This is a genomic window from Collimonas sp. (assembly GCF_035566375.1).
In the GTDB taxonomy this organism is placed as follows: Bacteria; Pseudomonadota; Gammaproteobacteria; order Burkholderiales; family Burkholderiaceae_D; genus Collimonas.
The window spans coordinates 110,102-130,413 of record NZ_DATMRK010000047.1 but is presented as its reverse complement, the minus strand read 5'-3'; the positions used below and the strand labels follow the sequence as shown (position 1 = coordinate 130,413).

18 protein-coding genes are annotated in these 20,312 nt (G+C 56.1%); 13 read left to right on the top strand and 5 right to left on the bottom strand.

Annotated elements, in window-relative coordinates:
• Positions 1–219 precede the first annotated feature (219 nt).
• Positions 220–864, top strand: a complete 645-nt coding sequence (locus VNZ60_RS15470; protein ID WP_325660616.1) for a VTT domain-containing protein — start codon at positions 220–222, stop codon at positions 862–864.
• Positions 865–978: 114 nt separating this feature from the next.
• Here the strand turns inward: VNZ60_RS15470 and VNZ60_RS15465 are convergent, their stop codons facing one another.
• Positions 979–2,328, bottom strand: a complete 1,350-nt coding sequence (locus VNZ60_RS15465; protein ID WP_325660614.1) for an N-acetylmuramoyl-L-alanine amidase — start codon at positions 2,326–2,328, stop codon at positions 979–981.
• Complete coding sequence (gene tsaE, locus VNZ60_RS15460; protein WP_325660611.1) at positions 2,292–2,786, bottom strand: tRNA (adenosine(37)-N6)-threonylcarbamoyltransferase complex ATPase subunit type 1 TsaE; 495 nt, start codon at positions 2,784–2,786, stop codon at positions 2,292–2,294. The genes VNZ60_RS15465 and tsaE overlap by 37 nt, the downstream gene beginning before the upstream one ends.
• A gap of 65 nt (positions 2,787–2,851) precedes the next feature.
• Between tsaE and queG the strand changes: the two genes are divergently transcribed.
• The gene (gene queG / locus VNZ60_RS15455; RefSeq protein ID WP_325660609.1) at positions 2,852–3,955 is read left to right on the top strand and encodes a tRNA epoxyqueuosine(34) reductase QueG; all 1,104 of its coding nucleotides are present in this window, start codon (positions 2,852–2,854) and stop codon (positions 3,953–3,955) included.
• Between the two features lie 12 nt (positions 3,956–3,967).
• On the opposite strand, the gene VNZ60_RS15450 is transcribed toward queG, so the two are convergent.
• On the bottom strand, positions 3,968–4,861 hold the full coding sequence (locus VNZ60_RS15450) for an AEC family transporter (protein ID WP_325660850.1): 894 nt from the start codon (positions 4,859–4,861) through the stop codon (positions 3,968–3,970).
• Positions 4,862–5,512: 651 nt separating this feature from the next.
• On the opposite strand from VNZ60_RS15450, the gene VNZ60_RS15445 reads away from it, so the two are divergent.
• The 9 genes from VNZ60_RS15445 to lpdA all read left to right on the top strand — a co-directional run bounded on the left by VNZ60_RS15445 (position 5,513) and on the right by lpdA (position 16,016).
• Positions 5,513–6,043 (top strand): methylated-DNA--[protein]-cysteine S-methyltransferase, encoded by a 531-nt coding sequence (locus tag VNZ60_RS15445; protein ID WP_325660607.1) that lies wholly within the window; start codon positions 5,513–5,515, stop codon positions 6,041–6,043.
• Positions 6,040–6,999: a site-specific tyrosine recombinase XerD gene (gene xerD / locus VNZ60_RS15440; RefSeq protein WP_325660605.1), complete on the top strand. Its 960-nt coding sequence runs from the start codon at positions 6,040–6,042 to the stop codon at positions 6,997–6,999. The genes VNZ60_RS15445 and xerD overlap by 4 nt, the downstream gene beginning before the upstream one ends.
• Before the next feature lie 149 nt (positions 7,000–7,148).
• On the top strand, positions 7,149–7,334 hold the full coding sequence (locus VNZ60_RS15435; RefSeq protein WP_325660603.1) for a hypothetical protein: 186 nt from the start codon (positions 7,149–7,151) through the stop codon (positions 7,332–7,334).
• 128 nt (positions 7,335–7,462) lie between these two features.
• Complete coding sequence (gene ybaK / locus VNZ60_RS15430; protein ID WP_325660601.1) at positions 7,463–7,948, top strand: Cys-tRNA(Pro) deacylase; 486 nt, start codon at positions 7,463–7,465, stop codon at positions 7,946–7,948.
• Between the two features lie 42 nt (positions 7,949–7,990).
• A complete protein-coding gene (gene plsY / locus VNZ60_RS15425) occupies positions 7,991–8,611 on the top strand; it encodes a glycerol-3-phosphate 1-O-acyltransferase PlsY (protein WP_325660599.1) in 621 nt (206 codons plus the stop codon).
• Between the two features lie 400 nt (positions 8,612–9,011).
• A complete protein-coding gene (gene aceE / locus VNZ60_RS15420; RefSeq protein WP_325660597.1) occupies positions 9,012–11,708 on the top strand; it encodes a pyruvate dehydrogenase (acetyl-transferring), homodimeric type in 2,697 nt (898 codons plus the stop codon).
• Between the two features lie 164 nt (positions 11,709–11,872).
• Positions 11,873–13,186: a dihydrolipoyllysine-residue acetyltransferase gene (aceF, locus tag VNZ60_RS15415; protein WP_325660596.1), complete on the top strand. Its 1,314-nt coding sequence runs from the start codon at positions 11,873–11,875 to the stop codon at positions 13,184–13,186.
• An 80-nt stretch (positions 13,187–13,266) separates the two neighbouring features.
• Positions 13,267–13,836 (top strand): Ntn hydrolase family protein, encoded by a 570-nt coding sequence (locus VNZ60_RS15410; RefSeq protein WP_325660594.1) that lies wholly within the window; start codon positions 13,267–13,269, stop codon positions 13,834–13,836.
• A gap of 74 nt (positions 13,837–13,910) precedes the next feature.
• Complete coding sequence (lpdA, locus tag VNZ60_RS15405; RefSeq protein ID WP_325660592.1) at positions 13,911–16,016, top strand: dihydrolipoyl dehydrogenase; 2,106 nt, start codon at positions 13,911–13,913, stop codon at positions 16,014–16,016.
• A gap of 131 nt (positions 16,017–16,147) precedes the next feature.
• Here lpdA and VNZ60_RS15400 read toward each other — a convergent pair whose 3' ends face one another.
• Positions 16,148–16,630: a C40 family peptidase gene (locus tag VNZ60_RS15400; protein WP_325660590.1), complete on the bottom strand. Its 483-nt coding sequence runs from the start codon at positions 16,628–16,630 to the stop codon at positions 16,148–16,150.
• A 43-nt stretch (positions 16,631–16,673) separates the two neighbouring features.
• Complete coding sequence (locus VNZ60_RS15395; RefSeq protein ID WP_325660848.1) at positions 16,674–17,876, bottom strand: acetylornithine transaminase; 1,203 nt, start codon at positions 17,874–17,876, stop codon at positions 16,674–16,676.
• 634 nt (positions 17,877–18,510) lie between these two features.
• On the opposite strand from VNZ60_RS15395, the gene VNZ60_RS15390 reads away from it, so the two are divergent.
• Entirely contained in the window at positions 18,511–19,647 is a 1,137-nt protein-coding gene (locus tag VNZ60_RS15390) for a hypothetical protein (RefSeq protein ID WP_325660588.1), read from the top strand.
• Positions 19,644–20,219 (top strand): hypothetical protein, encoded by a 576-nt coding sequence (locus tag VNZ60_RS15385; protein WP_325660587.1) that lies wholly within the window; start codon positions 19,644–19,646, stop codon positions 20,217–20,219. Before VNZ60_RS15390 ends, VNZ60_RS15385 begins: the two co-directional genes overlap by 4 nt.
• Positions 20,220–20,312 lie beyond the last annotated feature (93 nt).

The following is a 20,312-nucleotide window of genomic DNA, read 5'->3' as shown; positions in this document are numbered from 1 at the left end:
GAAGCCGGGGCCGGCTTTGCCCCCAACTGGCGTGCAGACAATTGCCAAATTTGCCTTTGTGCTGTCGTCGGTAGTGTATTATTCCGGCGCACCTGGGGAAAAACGGTCCGGGCTTCCTGGTGGCATTGTTGCCAGATAGGTGAACTTTATTCAACAAAAGAAAGTCAGTGTGCATAAGACTTTCCAAACATAAAAGCGGTCAACTGAGGAACACGGACTATGGACTTTATGCAATTCGTCGACATCATCCTGCATGTCGATAAATCCCTTGGTTTCTTGATTAAGGAATATGGCAGCCTGATCTACATAGTGCTGTTCCTGATCGTTTTTTGCGAAACCGGCCTGGTGGTGCTACCGTTTTTGCCCGGCGATACACTGTTATTCATCGGTGGCGCATTTTGCGCAAGCGGCGAGATGAACATCTGGGCGCTGATGGGTTTGCTGATTATCGCTGCCACCACCGGCAACACGCTAAATTACTGGATAGGCAGCTTGATCGGGCATAAAGTCTACACCCATGATTATCGATGGCTGGACAAGAAGGCCTTGCAAAAGACCCATGCCTTTTATGAACATCACGGCGGCAAGACCATCATCCTGTCGCGCTTCGTGCCTATCGTGCGGACTTTCGCACCGTTTGTGGCTGGCGTGTCCGAAATGACTTTCTCCAAATTCCAGTTCTTCAATATCACCGGCGCCTTGATCTGGGTAGTCGGCCTGGTCTCGGCGGGTTATTTCTTCGGTAATATCCCTGTTATCCGCGATCACCTGAGCACGATTGTGTTGATTGGGGTTGGCGCCGCGGTGGTGCCGGTAGCGCTGGGTGGATTGTGGAAGTTCTACAAGAAAATGCGCAGCGCATAACAGCGCATAAGTACTGCCGAGGCCGGATGAGAAAATGAAACAAGGGCGCGCTGCAACGTTTTGCAGCGCGCCCTTATCATTTTGCGGCCTGTAGTTCGCCGTTCAGTCGGCCGCTCAGGTCAGGCGATTCCTTGCCAGCGGCGGATTGTGGGCAAAATACTTCTTGATGCCTTTCAATACCGCATCCGCCATTTGATCCTGATAAGCGTTGTCGGTCAGCCTGGCTTCTTCTTCGGGATTGGAAATGAAGGCGGTTTCAATCAGGATGCTCGGAATATCCGGCGCTTTCAGCACTGCAAAACCGGCTTGCTCCACCGCACCCTTGTGCAGCTTGTTGATGCCGCCGATTTCACTCAAGACTGCGCTGCCGAGTTTCATGCTGTCGTTGATTTGCGCCGTGGTCGACAAATCCAGCAGTACGCTGGCCAGTTGCCGATCGTGGCTCCTGATGTTGATGCCGCCGATATCGTCGGCCGAGTTTTCCTTGTTGGCCAGCCAGCGCGCAGCGGTTGAGCTGGCGCCTTTTTCCGATAAGGCAAATACTGAGGAGCCGCGCGCGGTCGGTGTGACAAAGGCGTCGGCATGGATCGAGACGAATAGGTCGGCCTGTACTTTCCTGGCTTTTTGCACGCGTACCCCAAGCGGTACGAAAAAATCGGCGTCGCGGGTCAGCATCACCCGCATGTTCGGCTGTTGCTCGATTTTGGCTTTGAGCCGCTTGGCGATCGACAGCACCACGTCTTTTTCGCGGTTGCCGCCGCGTCCGGTGGCGCCGGGATCTTCGCCGCCGTGGCCAGGATCGAGCGCAATCGTGATCATGCGCGTCAGGGTCGGGGTCTTGTCCTGCATCTTGTCCGGCGTTTTCTCTGGTTTAGGATCGACCCGGGCGATCTGCGGTGCTTCAGGCTGTTCCTGCGGTTTGGTTTGCGCAACGGGCGGGGTGATTTCCCCCGGAGTGGAGGATGGCCACTCGCCTTTTTCTATCATCGCCGCGATCGGGTCGGGCGGATTGACTGGATATAAATCGAATACCAGGCGGTGCTGGTAACCGCCCACCGGCGCCAGGGTAAACACCTGTGGTTTGACTTCTTCCTTCAGGTCAAACACCAGCCGCACCACGTTAGGACGGTTCTGGCCAACCCGGACTTGCTTGATATAGGGATCGTTAGGCTGGATCTTGGCGACCAGTTCCTTCAAGGTCGGATTGAGTTCGATGCCTTCGATGTCGACCACCATGCGATCCGGATTTTGCACCAGGAAGTGGGTGGTTTTCAGTTCAGAATCGTTTTCCAGCGTGACACGGGTGTAATCTTCTGCCGGCCAGACCCGCACCGCGACAATCTGTGCGGCGCGCGCCGAGAGTGGAACCAGCACTGAAATGAGCAAGGTGCCGCCGGCTTTGAGTACAGTGCGGCGGATTCTTGATTTTAGAGATTTGGTGCAAATTTCAGTCGAGCGAGACATTGACTACCCTTATCAGATAACGCCTGCAATTCTACATCACGTCCTCTATCGGAAACACTGGAAACGCTGAGTAATACACTGATGTCGGGCGGCGGCAACGCGGCGGCGGCTTTTTCCGGCCATTCGACGATGCAGATGGTGCTGTGGTTGAAGTATTCGCGGAAACCGGCGTCCAGGAATTCATCCGGGCTGGCCATCCGATACAAGTCGAAATGCATCACTTCGACCGCCTGTTTGTCTATCTGAATGGCATAAGGTTCCACCAAGGTGTAAGTAGGGCTTTTGACGTGGCCCTGGTAGCCGGCGGCGTGCAGCAAGGCGCGGGTCAGCGCGGTTTTGCCGGCGCCCAGGTCGCCATGCAAATGGATCGCCAATCCGGGCAGCAAGGCCCTGGCCAGTGCGGCGCCGAGAGCGTTGGTTCCAGCTTCATCGTGCAGGTGGGTTGTAAAATGGGGCATCTCGTCACATAGTCCTTTGTATCTAATCTTTTATTTAATCTTTAGTCTTCTTGAATCGCCCCGCCATGGTTGTCACGGAACACAATTTAGTAGAGCTAGCCACCACCATAAAAGCTTGGGGGCGGGAGCTTGGCTTTGCCGATATTCGCATCAGTGACGTCGATCTGGCGCAGCAGGAGGCCGGGTTCGAGGCATGGCTGGAGCTTGGCTATCACGGTGACATGGATTATATGGCAGCGCACGGAATGAAGCGCGCCCGGCCTGCCGAACTGGTGCCGGGGGCGATCCGGGCGATTGCGGTACGCATGGATTATCTGCCGCGCGCATACCAGGATGACCAGGGCAGTTGGCGGCCGCGCGAGCAAGCGCGGCTGGCGCCGGCCGCGGCCGGCACTGCCACCGTGTCGCTGTATGCGCGCGGACGCGATTATCACAAGGTGCTGCGCTCGCGCTTGCAGCAACTGGCGGATCGCATCACAGGCGAAATCGGCGAGTTCGGCTATCGGGTGTTTACCGATTCGGCGCCGGTGATGGAGGTGGCGCTGGCGCAGAAGGCTGGCCTGGGCTGGCGTGGCAAACATACGCTGTTGCTGAATCGCGAGGCCGGCTCGTTTTTCTTTCTCGGTGAAATCCTGACCGACCTGCCGTTGCCGGTCGACCAGCCCATCAGTTCGCACTGCGGGCAATGCAGCGCCTGTATCGATGTCTGCCCGACCAAGGCAATTATCGGTCCGTATCGCCTTGACGCGCGCCGCTGCATCTCTTACCTGACGATCGAGTTGAAAGGCAGCATTCCGCTGGAGCTGCGGCCCTTGATCGGTAACCGCGTCTACGGCTGCGACGATTGCCAGCTGTTCTGCCCATGGAACAAGTTTGCGCAGCCTTCCACATTAGGCGATTTCGACGTCCGCAATGGCCTGGATCAGGCCACCCTGGTGGAATTATTCGGCTGGAGCGAGGAGCAATTCAATAGCCGCATGGAAGGTAGCCCGATCCGCCGCATTGGTTATCAGCGCTGGTTGCGCAATATGGCGGTCGGTCTTGGCAATACTGCAGCGGCAGGCGTCAGTACGCCGGAGATCATCGCTGCCTTGCAACTGCGCAGGGACGATTCTTCCGAACTGGTGCGCGAGCATGTGGCGTGGGCGTTACAGCAACACGGCGTGTGACGCATCAGCCAATTAATGTTGCAACAGCGACAGCCAGAACGGCAGGGTCAAGGCCGACAACATGGTGCCGGCAGAAATCATGAATGCTACCAAGGGGCCGTTGCCGCCCATTCTGGCCGCCAGAATGTAAGCGCTGGATGCCGTAGGCAGCGCGCAGAACAGGACGACGATCTGCAGTTGCGATGGCGCCAGTCGCAGCCACTGTCCGAGCAGCCAGGCTATGGTCGGCAGCGCCAGCAGCTTGATCGCGAGGAAATATCCGGTCAGCGCCTTGGCGTGACGCACGCCGCTTAAGCGCAGACCAGCCCCAACCAACAGCAAGCCGAGCGCCAGCGCGGAATTGCCGAGCCGCGACAGGACTGCTCCCGCTACTTCCGGCATCGGCAATCCGCACAGGCTATATAAGAGCCCGCAAGCAGTAGCGATCAGCAAGGGATTGCGCGCCAGCTCTTTGAACAAGCCGCCGCTTTTATGCGCCAAGGCATGTACTGCCGCCAGATTGCACAAGGGCACGCCAAAGCCGATCAGCAACGCCATCATGCCGGTAGCTTGCTCGCCACCCAGCCTGGCCGCCAGAGCCAGCGCCATGTATGAGTTGAAACGGTAGCCGGTTTGCATGCCGGATTCATAATCCATGGGCGCTGCCTTGATCCACGGTTTGCCCAGCCAGGTCAGGATGATGGCGCCGAACAGCGCGCTCATGCCGACCGCCAGCATTTTGCCGCTGGTGTCGAAACTGAGCGGGGTGCGCGCAGTTGAGTAAAAAAGCAACGCTGGAAAAAGTAGGAAATACACCAGCTTTTCCGCTCCGGTCCAGAATTCATCACCCCAGTTGCTGATGCGGTGTAAGACTGTTCCTAGCAGGATCAGCGAAAAATCGGGGAGTAGCAGGTTGAGGATATACATGGCGTGGTGGATGAAAGTGAGGTGCACTGCGGCGCGTTCGAGATTCTATAACGCCGGCGGCAATGGCAGAGGTGCATGCGTTCGTGGTAAACAGCCCGCTAAGGTATTGCTGAAATGAGCCATCCGCCGCTTGGAGTCAATCAGTATGTGGCATCGCGAGTCAGCCGGATGGATTTTACCGAACGGATGATTGTTGCCCCGTCTCAGCTGATAAGGAAGTAGATAAGGAAGCTGTTAAGTGTATTTCTGGTGGGCAATTTTATGAATATTGATTTGACAATGGTTTAGTGAAAACCTATGTTGTTTAGTCAAAATGATTCATATAAATTATTTGTTAAATCCCGTTAACACCTGTTACAGTGCGACCACAATTTGATATTGCCGGACCTGAAAACAGCTGTAATGAAGCAGCTACGGTTTCCGATAAGTGGTTTTATGTGGCACAGAATTCAGATTTTTTAAGCAGCAGAAACAAACTGCGAGGTTGAATCAACAGGATTTATAGGTGGTGGTGCATAAAAGAACGGTATTGATACCGGGGATACTGAGGAGACCGTGCGTTCCAAATGAAGCTGTCTAAACAGCCAGGAGTGCATACGAAGTAATTTGAGGCGCATCGACAGATGCGCCTTTTTTATTTTATGCTTACGCATGAATATAATTTCCGATAATCCGTTGAAGCGCGCTGGCGGCCAGCTTCCCGCGCAACATTTCACCGCAGTAGTCGCCGCGCCATTCGGTGCGATGGGGATTCGCACGGAAGCCGGTTTGCTGCACGAACTGGTCTATCTGCCCCCTTCATTTCACGAAAAAGACGCCACAGACGCCTTGGCGGCACGCGCCGTCGAGCAGATTCAGCGTTATTTCGAGCAAGCGGATTTTCGCTTCGACCTGCCGCTGGCGCCGCTGGGCACCGCTTTCCAGCACAAGGTGTGGAAGGCGATTACGGCGATCCCACGCGGCGAGGTGCTGACCTATGGTCAGGTTGCCAAGCTGGTGGAATCGGCGCCGCGCGCGGTGGGGCAAGCTTGCGGCGCCAACTGGTTTCCGCTGGTGATTCCCTGTCACCGCGTGACTGCGGCTGGCGGCATAGGCGGCTTCTCTCATCACGACGAAGCGGATGGTTTCCATTTGCGGGTCAAGCGCTGGCTGCTGGAGCACGAAGGCGTGGCCGGCTTGTGAGGAGATCCAAGGCTGATGTAACACAAGTCAAACCGGCCGAACCGGCCAAACCGGCGCTAAGCACCGAACATCAAACCGCGATTGACGAATTTTGCGACAACTTGTGGCTGGAAGACGGCCTTGCCAAAAATTCGCTGGAGGCTTATCGCCGCGACATGACGCTATTCGCCTTGTGGTTGCAGGCGCAGCCGGACGCCAAGTCCTTGTTTGCGATCCATGCCGGCGATCTGAATGCTTATTTCCTGGCCAAACATGACACTAGCAAGGCAACTTCCTCGAATCGCCGCCTGGCGGTGTTGAAGCGGTTTTATCTGTTGGCCTTGCGGCAAAACCGTATCAGCACCGATCCTTGCCTGCATTTGCGCTCCGCCAAGCAAGCGCCGCGCTTTCCCAAGACTTTGTCGGAAGCCCAGGTGGAAGCGCTGTTGGCGGCCCCCGATGTCGCCACGCCGCTCGGCTTGCGCGACCGCACCATGCTGGAGCTTATGTACGCCAGCGGCTTACGGGTATCCGAACTGGTGTTGCTGAAATCGCTGGAAGTCGGCATGAACGAAGGTGTGTTGCGGATTACCGGCAAGGGTAATAAAACCCGCTTGCTGCCGTTTGGCGAGGAGGCCAGGAACTGGATCGTACGTTACCTGAAAGACGCGCGCGGCCAGATCATGAACGGTCAGATGGACGACGCTTTATTCGTGACGGCACGCGGCGGCGCCATGACGCGCCAGATGTTTTGGACCTTGATCAAGAAGTACGCAGCCAAGGCAGCTATCAATGCGCCTTTGTCGCCGCATACCTTGCGCCATGCATTTGCCACTCACCTGTTGAATCACGGCGCCGATTTGCGCGTAGTACAACTGCTGCTGGGGCACGCCGATATATCGACCACCCAGATTTATACCCATGTGGCGCGCGAACGCTTGAAGGCACTGCATGCGGCGCATCATCCGCGCGGCTGAATTTTCGAGGCCGGATTTGGTCAATGCCGATGAAATCGCCTTGCTTGATTGATATTTAAGCAATTTTCTTAGAATTGAATTCTGCATCCTCTCAATTATTCTCCTGTATCCTGTATCACATCATTCAAGAGTCTATTTAGGGGGCGCAATTGGCAAAAACGAATTTTCAGTATGAAAAACGGCAAAAGGAATTAGAAAAGAAAAAAAAGAAGGAAGAAAAGCTGAAGCGCAAGCTGGAGAAAGGCTCTTCCACCGACGTTGAGACAGAAGATGCGGCAGAGTCCGAACTGCCTGCAAGCGGCGAACCTGCTTCCGATGAGCCTAAGCAGCCGTAGGCAGCCTTAAGCGCTGTCAGTCCGATCAGCGTGGATCAGCGGCAGGGATTGTCGCTGCATCAAGTTTTACGAAAACATGATTTGCAAGCAGACGCTCCTGCATCGGGCGCTGCGTTCAAATACCCAGTATGACAAAACATATTTCAGAGACCCCGGCGACGCAATTCTTGCGCAAGCATGGCGCGGTCTTTTCCGAACATCCCTATGCATATGAAGAACATGGCGGCACCACGGTGTCGGCGCGGGCTCTGGGTGTGGAGGAGCATCATGTGGTGAAGACGCTGGTGATGCAGGACGAGGCGGCCAAACCCTTGATCATCCTGATGCATGGCGACCGCAAGGTGTCGACCAAAAACCTGGCGCGGCAAATCGGCTGCAAGTCGGTCGAGCCTTGCAAGCCGGAGGTGGCGCATCGCCATTCCGGCTATCTGATCGGCGGTACCTCCCCATTCGCCACCCGCAAGGCGTTGCCGGTATATATAGAAGAGAGCATCCTGGCCCTGCAGAAGATATATATTAACGGTGGCCGGCGTGGTTACCTGATCGGTATGGCGCCGCAAAGCGTGGCTGATCTGTTGCAGGCAAAGGCGGTCCAGTGTGCGCTGGACGAATAAGCGCTAAGCTAAAATCAATTAAGACCAAAGAAAGAGACACGCATGTACATATTGTTATTCGCGATTGCCGCCTACCTGATCGGTTCGGTTTCGTTTGGCGTCATCACCAGCAAATTGTTCGGGCTGGGAGATCCGCGTACCTATGGTTCGAATAACCCGGGCGCCACCAATGTCCTGCGCAGTGGGAATAAAACCGCGGCAGCCCTGACTTTGCTCGGCGACGGCTTCAAGGGCTGGCTGGCGGTGTGGCTGACACAAAAATTCGGGCCGCAATTCGGCCTCGGCGACGGCGCCGTTGCGCTAGCCGCAGTGGCGGTCTTTCTGGGCCATCTGTGGCCGCTGTTTTTCCGGTTTGCCGGCGGTAAAGGTGTGGCCACCTTGTTCGGCATTCTGATTGGCATCAATCCTTTGCTGGGTTTGGCCACCGTAGCGACTTGGCTGGTCGTGGCTTATGCGTTCCGCTACTCGTCGCTGGCGGCCCTGATTGCCAGCGTGTTCGCACCTTTCTTTTACGCCTTGATGGAAGGGCCGGACATGATTTTGCTGGCTATTGTGGTGATGACAGCATTGCTGATCTATCGCCATGCCAAGAACATCGGTAATTTACTGGCCGGCAAGGAAAGCCGTATCGGCGCCAAGAAAAAGGGTGGCAAAACGGCTTAAGCAAAGCAGGAGCTGAATCGATCCAGGCATGAAAAAAGCGCTGACCAATTCCGGGGCAGCGCTTTTTTATTTAGATTTACGGCAGTTGTTATATCGAATTAGCTATAAGTCGTATCTAGGCGATGTTTATATGTAATTATTGTTGCAATGCGTCATTGAAATTGAGTGCGATATTCTGTTTTTCAGCTCCATGAAATAGTTGAATATCCGTATTTTTTAACAGGATTTTGCCTTGCTATGCAGCATATTTTCATATTGTGAAATCGAATATCGCTATTTGGAAATCAAAAAAACTCCTGTTAGAATTTGGCAGCCCTCTACAAAGTGACGTAGATGCTTGCGACCCAACCCGCCAGTCCGATGACAAATTGGACAAGCGCACAAATTCAGGAGACTCAGCATGTCAGCCCAGCTCGACCAGGTTTTGGCCCAAGCCGCCAACGATCCAGATGTCATTGAAACCCAAGAGTGGCTTGATGCACTCGAAGCTGTTATTGAAACTGAAGGCCCTGAGCGCGCCCATTACCTGATGGAAAGAATGGTCGATCTGGCACGCCGTCGCGGCGCCCAGATCCCGTTTTCCAGCAACACCGCTTACGTTAACACCATCCCGGCCCACATGGGCGAGCCTTGCCCGGGCGACCTGGAGATCGAAGAGCGCCTGCGCTCATGGATGCGCTGGAATGCGATGGCGATGGTGGTTAAGGCCAACCGCCTCGACGGCGACCTCGGCGGCCATCTGTCCAGCTTTGCCTCGCTGGCCAACATGCTGGGCATCGGCTTCAACCATTTCTGGCATGCGCCGTCCGAAAACCACGGTGGCGACCTGTTGTACATCCAGGGCCACTCGTCGCCAGGCATCTACGCCCGCGCTTTCCTCGAAGGCCGCCTGACCGAAGATCAACTGCTGCATTTCCGCCGCGAAGTCGACGGCAACGGTTTGTCCTCCTATCCGCATCCGAAGCTGATGCCGGATTTCTGGCAATTCCCGACCGTATCGATGGGTCTCGGCCCGCTGATGGCGATCTACCAGGCGCGTTTCCTGAAGTACCTGCACGCACGCAGCATCGCCGATACTGCCAACCGCAAGGTCTGGGCTTTCTGCGGCGACGGTGAGATGGATGAACCGGAATCGATGGGCGCCATCGGCATGGCCGGGCGCGAGCGCCTGGACAACCTGGTGATGGTGGTCAACTGTAACCTGCAGCGCCTGGACGGCCCGGTGCGCGGCAACGGCAAGATCATCCAGGAACTGGAAAGCGATTTCCGCGGCGCCGGCTGGAACGTGGTCAAGGTCATCTGGGGCGCAGGCTGGGACGATCTGCTGGCGCGCGACAAGGAAGGCATCCTGCAACGCGTGATGATGGAAACCGTCGACGGCGAATACCAGAATTACAAGGCCAAGGACGGCGCGTTCGTACGCAAGCATTTCTTCGGCAAGCATCCGAAATTGCTGGAGCTGGTCAGCAAGATGTCGGACGACGACATCTGGCACCTGACCCGCGGCGGCCACGATCCGCACAAGATTTACGCTGCCTTCAAAGTGGCGCAGGAACACAAGGGCCAGCCGACCGTACTGCTGGTCAAGAGCATCAAGGGCTATGGCTTCGGCAAGTCGGGCGAAGCGCGCAACACGGCGCACAACACCAAGAAGCTGGACGATGAAGCTATCAAGGCCATGCGCGACCGCTTCCAATTGCCGATTTCCGACGACCAGTTGCCAAACGTGCCGTTCTTCAAGCCATCCGACGACACCCCGGAAATGCAATACCTGCACGCCCGCCGCAAAGCGCTGGGCGGTTACCTGCCGCAACGCCGTCAGAAAGCTGACGAAGTGCTGGTGGTGCCGGAGTTGTCGGCATTCAAGGGCGCGCTGGAACCGACCGCGGAAGGCCGTGAAATTTCGACGACCCAGGCTTACGTGCGCATCCTCAACACCCTGCTGCGCGACCCAAGCCTGGGTCAGCGCGTAGTGCCAATCATGGTCGACGAATCGCGTACTTTCGGTATGGAAGGTCTGTTCCGCCAGATCGGTATTTTCAGCCAGGTCGGCCAGTTGTACGAGCCGGTCGATAAAGACCAGGTGATGTACTACCGTGAAGACAAGGCTGGCCAGATCCTGCAGGAAGGGATTAATGAAGCCGGCGGCATGAGCTCGTGGATTGCTGCGGCAACCTCGTACTCGACCAATAACCGGGTCATGATTCCGTTCTACACCTACTACTCGATGTTCGGCCTGCAACGTATCGGCGACCTGGCTTGGGCAGCAGGCGACATGCGCGCCCGCGGCTTCCTGCTGGGCGGCACTGCCGGTCGTACCACGCTGAACGGCGAAGGTTTGCAGCACGAAGACGGCCACAGCCATGTGCTGGCGTCGACCATTCCGAATTGCGTTCCTTACGATCCGACCTTCTCGCATGAAGTGGCAGTCATCATGCATGACGGCCTGCGGCGCATGGTCACCAATCAGGAAGACGTGTTCTATTATCTGACCCTGATGAATGAGAACTACAGCCATCCGGGTCTCAAGGAAGGCCAGGAAGAGGGCATCATCAAGGGTCTCTATCTACTGCAGGAAGGTGGCAAGAAGAGCAAGTTGCATGTGCAACTGATGGGTTCCGGCACGATTCTGCGCGAAGTCATCGAAGGCGCTGCCTTGCTGGCCAGCGACTGGGGCGTCGACGCCGATGTCTGGTCAGCGCCGTCGTTCACCTTGCTGGCCCGCGATGGCCAGGATGTGGAACGCTGGAACATGTTGCATCCGACCGAAACACCACGTCTGGCGCACATCACCCAATGCCTGAAAGACAGCACTGGCCCGATCATCGTCTCTACCGATTACATGCGTACTTTCGCTGAGCAGGCGCGTGCTTTCGTTCCGGCAGGCCGTACTTACAAGGTGTTGGGCACAGATGGCTTCGGTCGTTCCGATACCCGCGCCAAATTGCGTGAATTCTTCGAAGTCAATCGCTATTATGTGGCAGTGGCGGCATTGAAGGCGTTGGCGGACGAAGGCAAGATCAAAGCCTCGGTTGTCGCCGATGCCATTACCAAGTATGGTATCAATCCGGAGAAGCCGAATCCGGTCACGCAATAAGATATTGGTTTTGATAGTTTAATAACAAACAAAAGTACGTAACCAAGCCAGTATTAAAATTTCCACGGCTACATATACGGGTCTGGCGGACCTGAATTTTCTGAAAAGAAACTCAGGCCCGCCAGATTCGCATGTGCAGCGGGCAGAATGAATGGAGCTAAGCGATGAGTATGGTGGAAGTCAAAGTCCCGGATATCGGCGACGTCAGTGAAGTTGAAGTCATTGAATTGATGGTGAAAGTCGGTGACACGGTAAAGGTTGATCAATCGCTGATCACAGTTGAATCCGACAAGGCCAGCATGGAAATCCCATCCAGTCATGCGGGTGTGATCAAGGAATTGAAAGTCAAGCTGGGCGATAAGGTCAAGGAAGGCACTTTGGTGCTGGTGTTGGAAGCCGATGCCGCTGCAGCGGCGCCAGCCAGTGCGCCGGCGGCAGCCGCTCCGGCACCAGCCCCGGCACCGGTAGCAGAAAACAAACCGGCGCCGGCAGTTGCGCCAACTCCCGCGCCAGCGGCTGCGCCGGTCCATGCCAGCGGCAGCATTCCGCACGCATCGCCATCGGTACGCAAATTCGCCCGTGAGCTGGGGGTTGACCTGAGTAAAGTCGCCGGCACCGGCATCAAAGCCCGCATCACCCACGAAGATGTACAGAATTACGTCAAGGGCGTGATCTCCGGCGCAGCCAACGGCAGCGCCGCTGCTTCAGCCGGCAAGGGCGGTAGCGGCGTCGGACTAGATCTGCTGGCATGGCCATCGCTGGATTTCAGCAAGCAGGGACCGACCGAGTTGCTGCCGCTGTCGCGCATCAAAAAACTCAGCGGTCCGAACCTGCATCGCAACTGGGTCATGATCCCGCACGTCACGCAATTCGACGAAGCCGATATCACCGAGCTGGAAGAATTCCGCAAGCAAGCCAACGATAGTTTCGCCAAGGCCAAATCGCCGGTCAAGCTGACCATGCTGGCGTTCGTGATCAAGGCTAGCGTCGCGGCGCTGAAGAAATTCCCGGCATTCAACGCCTCGCTCGATGGCAAGGGTGAAAACCTGATCCTCAAGCAGTATTACAACATCGGCTTTGCCGCTGACACGCCGAACGGCCTGGTCGTGCCGGTGATCAAGGATGCCGATAAAAAGGGCATTGGCCAGATCGCTCAGGAAATGGGTGAGTTGTCTGCCCAGGCGCGCGACGGCAAGCTGAAGCCGGCCGACATGCAAGGCGCGACCTTCACGATTTCCTCCCTGGGCGGTATCGGCGGTACTGCCTTTACGCCGATCATCAACGCTCCTGAAGTGGCGATCCTGGGCTTGTCGAAAGCATCGATGAAACCGGTCTGGGACGGCAAGCAATTCGTGCCGCGCCTGATGATGCCGACCTCCTTGTCCTACGATCACCGCGTGGTCGATGGCGCCATGGGCGCGCGCTTCAGCGTCTATCTGGCCGACGTCCTGGCCGACATGCGCAAGACCTTGTTGTAATGCCAGGCGGCGCCGGATGAAAGGAAATTCTTTCGCCCGGCGCCGCTTGCTGTGAATTGGCATACAGATGGAGAGCAATTATGACTACCTGCGTTGTCGTCAAAAAAAATAGGCAGATTGCGATTGCATCGGATTCGCTGGTGACTTTCGGCGATACCCGTTTGTCGCATGCTTACGAGGTCAACAACAAGATATTCCAGATTGGCGAATCGTATATCACGCTGGCCGGCACCGCCGCCCATTTTCCAGTGATGCGCAAGCTGCTGACGGCGATGGGGGAAGACTGCAAGCTGAATCATCGCGATGAGGTGTTTGAAACTTTTTCCAAGGTGCACACCATCCTCAAGGATCAGTATTTCCTGAACACCAAAGAGGATGAAGACGATCCTTACGAGTCATCGCAGATCACTGCTTTGGTCGCCAATCCTTACGGTATCTTCGGTGTGTATTCGTATCGCGAAGTTTTCAGTTTCGATCGTTTCTGGGGCATCGGCAGCGGCCGCAATTTTGCCTTGGGCGCGATGTACGCGGTGTATGACCAGGACGTCAACGCCGAACGTATCGCCGAGGTCGGGATTCATGCCGGCGTTGAATTCGACAAGAGCTCTGCCACACCGATGCGGATTCACAGTTTTGAAATGAAGTCCTAAACCGCGCGTCGCGCAAGCACACCACATCACACATTTATTCCTCCCAGCGGAGGAGCGAGCATGGAGCAAACGCTATGAGTATGGTTGAAGTCAAGGTCCCGGATATCGGCGACGTCAAAGAAGTAGAAGTCATCGAACTGATGGTCAAGGTGGGCGATACCGTCAAGGTCGATCAGTCGTTGATCACCGTGGAGTCGGACAAGGCTAGCATGGAAATCCCATGCAGCCAGGCCGGCGTCATCAAGGAAATTAAGGTCAAGGTGGGTGACAAAGTCAGTGAAGGTTCGTTGATATTGGTGGTGGAAGCAGCCGGCGCCGCGGCCACCGCGCCCGCTGCAGCGGCGACACCGGTCGCAGCAGCGACTGCGGTTCCGGTTCCAGCCGCCGCCCCGGCAGCGGCGCCTGCAGCTGCCGGCGCTGTCAGCACCATCGAAATCAAAGTGCCGGACATCGGCGACGTCAAGGAAGTCGACGTCATCGAATTGATGGTCAAGGCGGGCGACACTGTCAAGGTCGACCAATCGTTGATCACCGTCGAGTCCGACAAAGCCAGCATGGAAATTCCATCCAGCCACGCCGGTGTCATTAAAGAAGTCAAGATCAAGGTAGGCGATAAGGTCAGCGAAGGTTCGCTGATCGTATTGCTGGAAACCGCAGGTGCAGCAGCCGCGCCGGCAGCGGCCACCGCAGCAGTTGCCGCTCCTGCCGCCCCTGCTGTCGCCGCTCCGGCCGCCGTCAGTTTTGCCGGCAAGGTCGATATCGAATGCGACACCATGGTGCTGGGCGCGGGCCCTGGCGGTTACACCGCAGCTTTCCGCGCTGCCGACCTGGGCCAAAGCGTGGTGATGATCGAGCGCTATCCTAGCCTCGGCGGGGTTTGCCTGAACGTCGGTTGTATTCCATCCAAAGCGCTCTTGCATGCGGCCAAGGTGATTACCGAAGCCGAGGAAATGGCGCATTTCGGCGTCAAGATGTCAGCGCCCGAAATCGATATCGACGCCTTGCGCGGCTGGAAAGAAAGCGTCATCAAGAAACTCACTGGCGGCTTGACTGGCCTGGCCAAGGCCCGCAAAGTGCAAGTGCTGACCGGCAAGGGCGAATTCAGCTCGGCCAACACCATCACGGTAGCAACCGCCGACGGCCCGAAAGTGGTCGGTTTCAAGAATGCGATTATCGCCGCCGGTTCCTCGGTCGCCAGAATTCCCGGTTTCCCTTACGACGATCCACGTTTGATCGATTCCACCGGCGCGCTGGAATTGCGCCAGATTCCAAAGAAACTGCTGGTCATCGGCGGCGGCATCATCGGCCTGGAAATGGCTTGTGTGTATGACGCGCTGGGTTCCAAAGTTACCGTGGTCGAATTTGCCGACGGCTTGATTCCGGCAGCCGACCGCGATGTCGTCAAGCCACTGCAAAAACGCATCGAAAAACGCTACGAAGCGATTTACCTGAAAACCAAGGTCACCAAGCTGGAGGCCCTGAAAGAAGGTTTGCGTGCAACGTTTGAAGGCGCCGACAGCAGTTCGCCAGCCGCGCCGGAACCGCAACTGTACGATATGGTGCTGATGGCCGTTGGCCGCCGTCCTAACGGCAAGGATATCGCAGCCGAAAAAGCTGGCGTGATCGTCAACGAGCGCGGTTTCATCCCGGCTGACAAACAGCAGCGCACCAACGTCCCGCACATCTTTGCGATCGGCGACATCTGCAGCGATCCTATGCTGGCGCACAAAGCCACCAACGAAGCCAAGGTTGCCGCTGAAGTGATCGCCGGTCATAAGGTCGAGTTCGACGCGATGACGATCCCGTCAGTGGCGTACACCGATCCCGAAATCGCCTGGATGGGATTGACTGAAACCGAAGCCAAGGCCAAAGGCATTCCTTTCGAAAAAGCTAATTTCCCATGGGCGGCAAGCGGCCGTGCATTGGCAATGGGCCGCGACGACGGCATGACCAAGCTGTTGTGGGATCCGACCACCAAGCGCATCATCGGCGCCGGCATCGTTGGCGTGAACGCCGGCGAACTGTTGGCGGAAACCGTGCTGGCGATGGAAATGGGGGCGGACCTGGAAGATCTGGCGCTGACCATCCATGCGCATCCGACGTTGTCGGAGACGCCGATGTTTGCGGCCGAGATGGGCTTGGGCACGATTACCGATCTGTTCATCCCGAAGAAGAAATAAGGGCGCGTGCTGCACTTCAGCCGGAGTGCAGCGCACAATGTCCAGACGTAAAAAAACGCCGTTCCGGAATCAGCCGGAACGGCGTTTTTATTTAAACTCGGTCAGCCGCAATTAATCGAAATCAATCGCAATCAATCAAAATACCGGCGCACCGCCTCAAAACGCGTTGCGTAGTAGCGATTGTCGAGACTGTCTATGCGCACCTTGCCGTTGGTCGACGGCGCATTGATGAAGCGGCCGTCGCCAATGTAGATGCCGACATGGGAAAAAGCCCGATGCATGGTATTGAAAAAAACCAGGTCGCCGGGCCGCAGCTCGGCCTTCGAAATGACTCTGCCCTGGCGGGCGATGTCCGCCGCACTGCCGCTGACCTTGACGCCGGCGGCCTGTCTGTACACATAACTGACCATGCCGCTGCAATCGAGCCCCGCTTCCGGATTCTTGCCGCCGAAGCGGTAATTGGTATCGATCAGGCCCATCGAATAGATGACGATGTCGTTGCCCTTGTCGCTGACCGGCGTGTTGTCGGCGGAACCAGGGCGTACCGAATCAACCCCGCCGCAGGCTGCCAACAACAATGCCAGGCAACAGATAAAGAGTTTTTTTATCGTCATTAACTAAGCTGTTCCAAGTGAGTTTTACCGGTTTTATCGATTTTTATTTCTTCAGCTGGCTCAATACATCCGACAACATGGCAATCATCTGATCGATTTCTGCAGTCGTCACGTTCAGCGCCGGCATGAACCGCAGCAGATTGGGGCGCGGTGAATTCAGCAACAAGCCGACCGGATTCAGGTCACGCGCGATATCGACGATTTGCGGACCGATATCGCTGCCCAGTTTCAGCGCCCGCAGCAAACCTTCGCCGCGTTCGCCTTCGAGCCCATGTTTTTCAGTCAGTTGCAACAACTCGCGGCTCAGGTAGGTGCCCTTGTCTTTTACCGATTGCAGGAAACCTGGCGCCAGCAAAGTCTTGATCACCGCCACGCCGACGGCAGTCATCAATGGATTACCGTTGTAAGTACCGCCCTGGTCGCCAGCCTCGAAGCAGGCAATTTCTTCCCGCGCCAGCAACGCCGCCAACGGCACGCCGCCGCCTATGCCTTTGCCGAGCGTCATGATATCCGGCTCGACGCCCGACAATTGATAGGCGAACAATTCGCCGGTGCGGCCCATGCCGGACTGCACTTCGTCGACGATCAGCAAGATGCCGCGCTTCTTGGTCAGTTCGCGCAAGCCTTGCATGAATTCGCGGGTCGCCGGGATCACGCCGCTTTCGCCCTGAACCGGCTCCAGCATGACTGCTACGGTCTTGTCGTTGATCAGGTTTTCGACGCTGGCCAGATCGTTCAGTTCAGCTTTTGGAAAGCCCGGCACCTGTGGCGCAAAAATGGTGTCCCAGCCCGGTTTGCCGCTGGCCGACATGGTGGCCAGCGTGCGGCCGTGGAAGCTGTGATTGAAAGTGATGATTTCAAAGCGATGCTGGCCCGCCTGGTTAGGGTTTTTCTTGCCCCATTTGCGCGCCAGCTTGATGGCGCCTTCGTTGGCTTCGGCGCCGCTGTTGGTGAAAAATACACGGTCGAAGCAGGAGTTGGCGGTCAGCAGGCCAGCCAGTTCGATCGAGGGCGCGTTGTAAAAAGCTGGCGAAGGATTGATGATTTTCTTGGACTGCGCCAGTAACGCATCCTGGATGCACTGCGGCGAGTGGCCCAGCGCATTGACGGCCCAGCCTTGCAGATAATCCAGGTAACGTTTGCCGGTATGGTCCGTCATCCACATGCCGTCGCCCGCGGTAAACACCAGAGGAGGGCGGTTGGTGATGTACATCAGGTCGTTGACCGGGTATTCACTGAATTCCACGCTGTGTTCCATATCGTTACTCCAAATGAGGGCAAAAAAAAACCACAGGCAGCGCCTGTGGCTTCGTGATCAATCGACGGTCACGCGCACGGCTTACCTGGCTGGGGTAAAGGGCTATGACGTCGCAACAATGTCTTGATCATGTTCATGACGCAAATATTAGGACATTTTTGTGTGGTGCGTCAAACATTGTTCTTGCATCGCCACATTCGATGTCAGCGACGAAAATCCGACGTTTGGCGGCATATCGGTCCATATAACGCACGACGGCATCATATATCAGAAATTTCCCATGTTATTTGAGGGGGAACATCAACATAATTTCGTGGATTGCAGGATAGGGCGGAGATTAGGTAGTTATTTAATTGTCACTGCTATTTTTGCACGATCAAAATATTGTTGTGTGGAAACTAAGTCTGTTAATCTGATATCTCCCACCATGATGTTTTTTTCATCTGACGATGTCAGTCTCGGAACGCCTGCCGTGTAGAGAAAAATAGAGGCGAAATCGCCATCACGCGTGAAAGCGCACCACTCAGTTTCGTAAGTCATTCTATGGAAACAATGCAGCAATGGCCGGCAACAGCAGAACCACAATGCATTCCCGTCGAGGCTACGCTTGAGGAGGCAGATTGTGTCGTCGCGCGCTCTTAAATCAATGAAAGTATCCCGGCCGCGGGTGATGCATCACCTTCTGCTGGTGCAAGAGAACGCTGTTACCTGGATTTCTCGGTCGGCATTTGCCGCTCACCATAATGTGTGGAGTGGACAGTCTGCGATAAATTCCGCCAAGGGACTTGACCCGCTGTCCGCTGCCGCAGATATTTTCAAGCGCGCGCCGCGCGGCCGCTTGAAAATGGCCGACAAGCTGACGGTACTGCTTGGCTATCCTTACGTGCGGCACATGGTTTTACCGTGGCGAGCGGCTCTGACCAAGACTTCGGATTGGCAGGGCTACGCCAGCGCCGAATTTTATGAGCAGTTTGGCGGCGACAACTGTTCCAGGAAAATAGTAGTGGATACGGCTGGGTTCGGACAACCCAGACTGGCGGCAGCAACCGATGCGGTCCTCCTCGAAGGCCTGCTGGCTTTGGCGGATAAGCACAAGTTGCGTCTGGTCTCTTGCATGTCGTTGCTGACCGCAGCCGCGCAGTCTCACTGGAATGTGCTGGAAGATGATTGCGTGCTGAGTTTACCGCAGCAAGACTCCGTCGAATGTCTGTTCAGAAAACAGGGGATGTGGCAGGGTGTTTGCGGTATGCCGACATTACCCGATACCGCATTGACCGATAATGTCGCGGCTGCAGCGGTGTTGGCAAAAGCGGAGGGATTCGTGGCCAACGCCAGCCTCGTGTTAGCCGTGACACCATTCCCAGGCGACCTGTTCCAGACGCCAGATCATGCACCCAATGTACGCTGGCTGGACGCAGCGCATCCGTGGCTGGTGGATAGCGACAGCTGGCGCCGTTCGACTGGCTTGGCTGTCAGTGATGCTGGCGTCAAGACAACACGCATCGAGCCCATCGGCATGCAAGGTGCAGCCAGCGTAAAAACCTGGGGTGAAGATGATGTTTCATCTTCGATCAATGCTTTTGACAATGAAAACACTACCTGGGGATTCAAAGTACAGCACGATTTGCCTGGGCAGTCTGGTCAATATGGCGAATGGAACATTCAGGCGTGGCGTCGTCCAATGGGGAGTTCCGCTCGTCAAACTATTTGTTTTTGGCTGGATGCGCCACCCTCGTGGTGGAAAAAGGAGCTGTCATGAGTGATTTTCGCCTATGGCTCAACAATATGAGCTCGGCAAATACCAGCCCGCAACTGGATTTTGTCCAGCCGCAAACGCGTCGGATCCCTTTAGTGGTGCCGGTGGCGTTGGTGGCAGGAGTATTGGCGTTTCAGGGCTATCAATTCTGGACGCCAAACGAGGCCGATATCGTCGTGACTAAACCGCGCGAGATCACGCGGCCAACAGAAAGTGCTAGCGACGTGGTTGTTGCTCAGGCAGTTAGCGCTCCCGTGGCCAGCGCAGAGGAGAATAATAAGCCGCCGTCGCCGTCGCCGTCACGGCCGCGTCCGTCGCCACGCGCAGTTGCGCCACGTGTAAGCCCGGCAGTCAATTATGTTCGTGCTGTTCCTGCGACTCTGCCTCAGAGCAAGCGTGTCGAACACCATGTTGATACCGACTCTGCAGCCCTGTCTTCAGCGCCGAAAGAAAATGCGGAAATGCAAAATCAGGTGCAACCACGGGTTGTCATCCCAGAGGTGACTTTCAGACGTCATGTGCGCTTGATGAATGACATATTTGATAGTGATGCGGCATCGTCGAACAGCGGCTAGCAGAAAATCGGCAATGTGGCGATCGGCAAAAATTGACTCAGCAAAATTGATGAATACAAAAGAGGTTGGTGGATGAGAGTAAATGTACGGAAC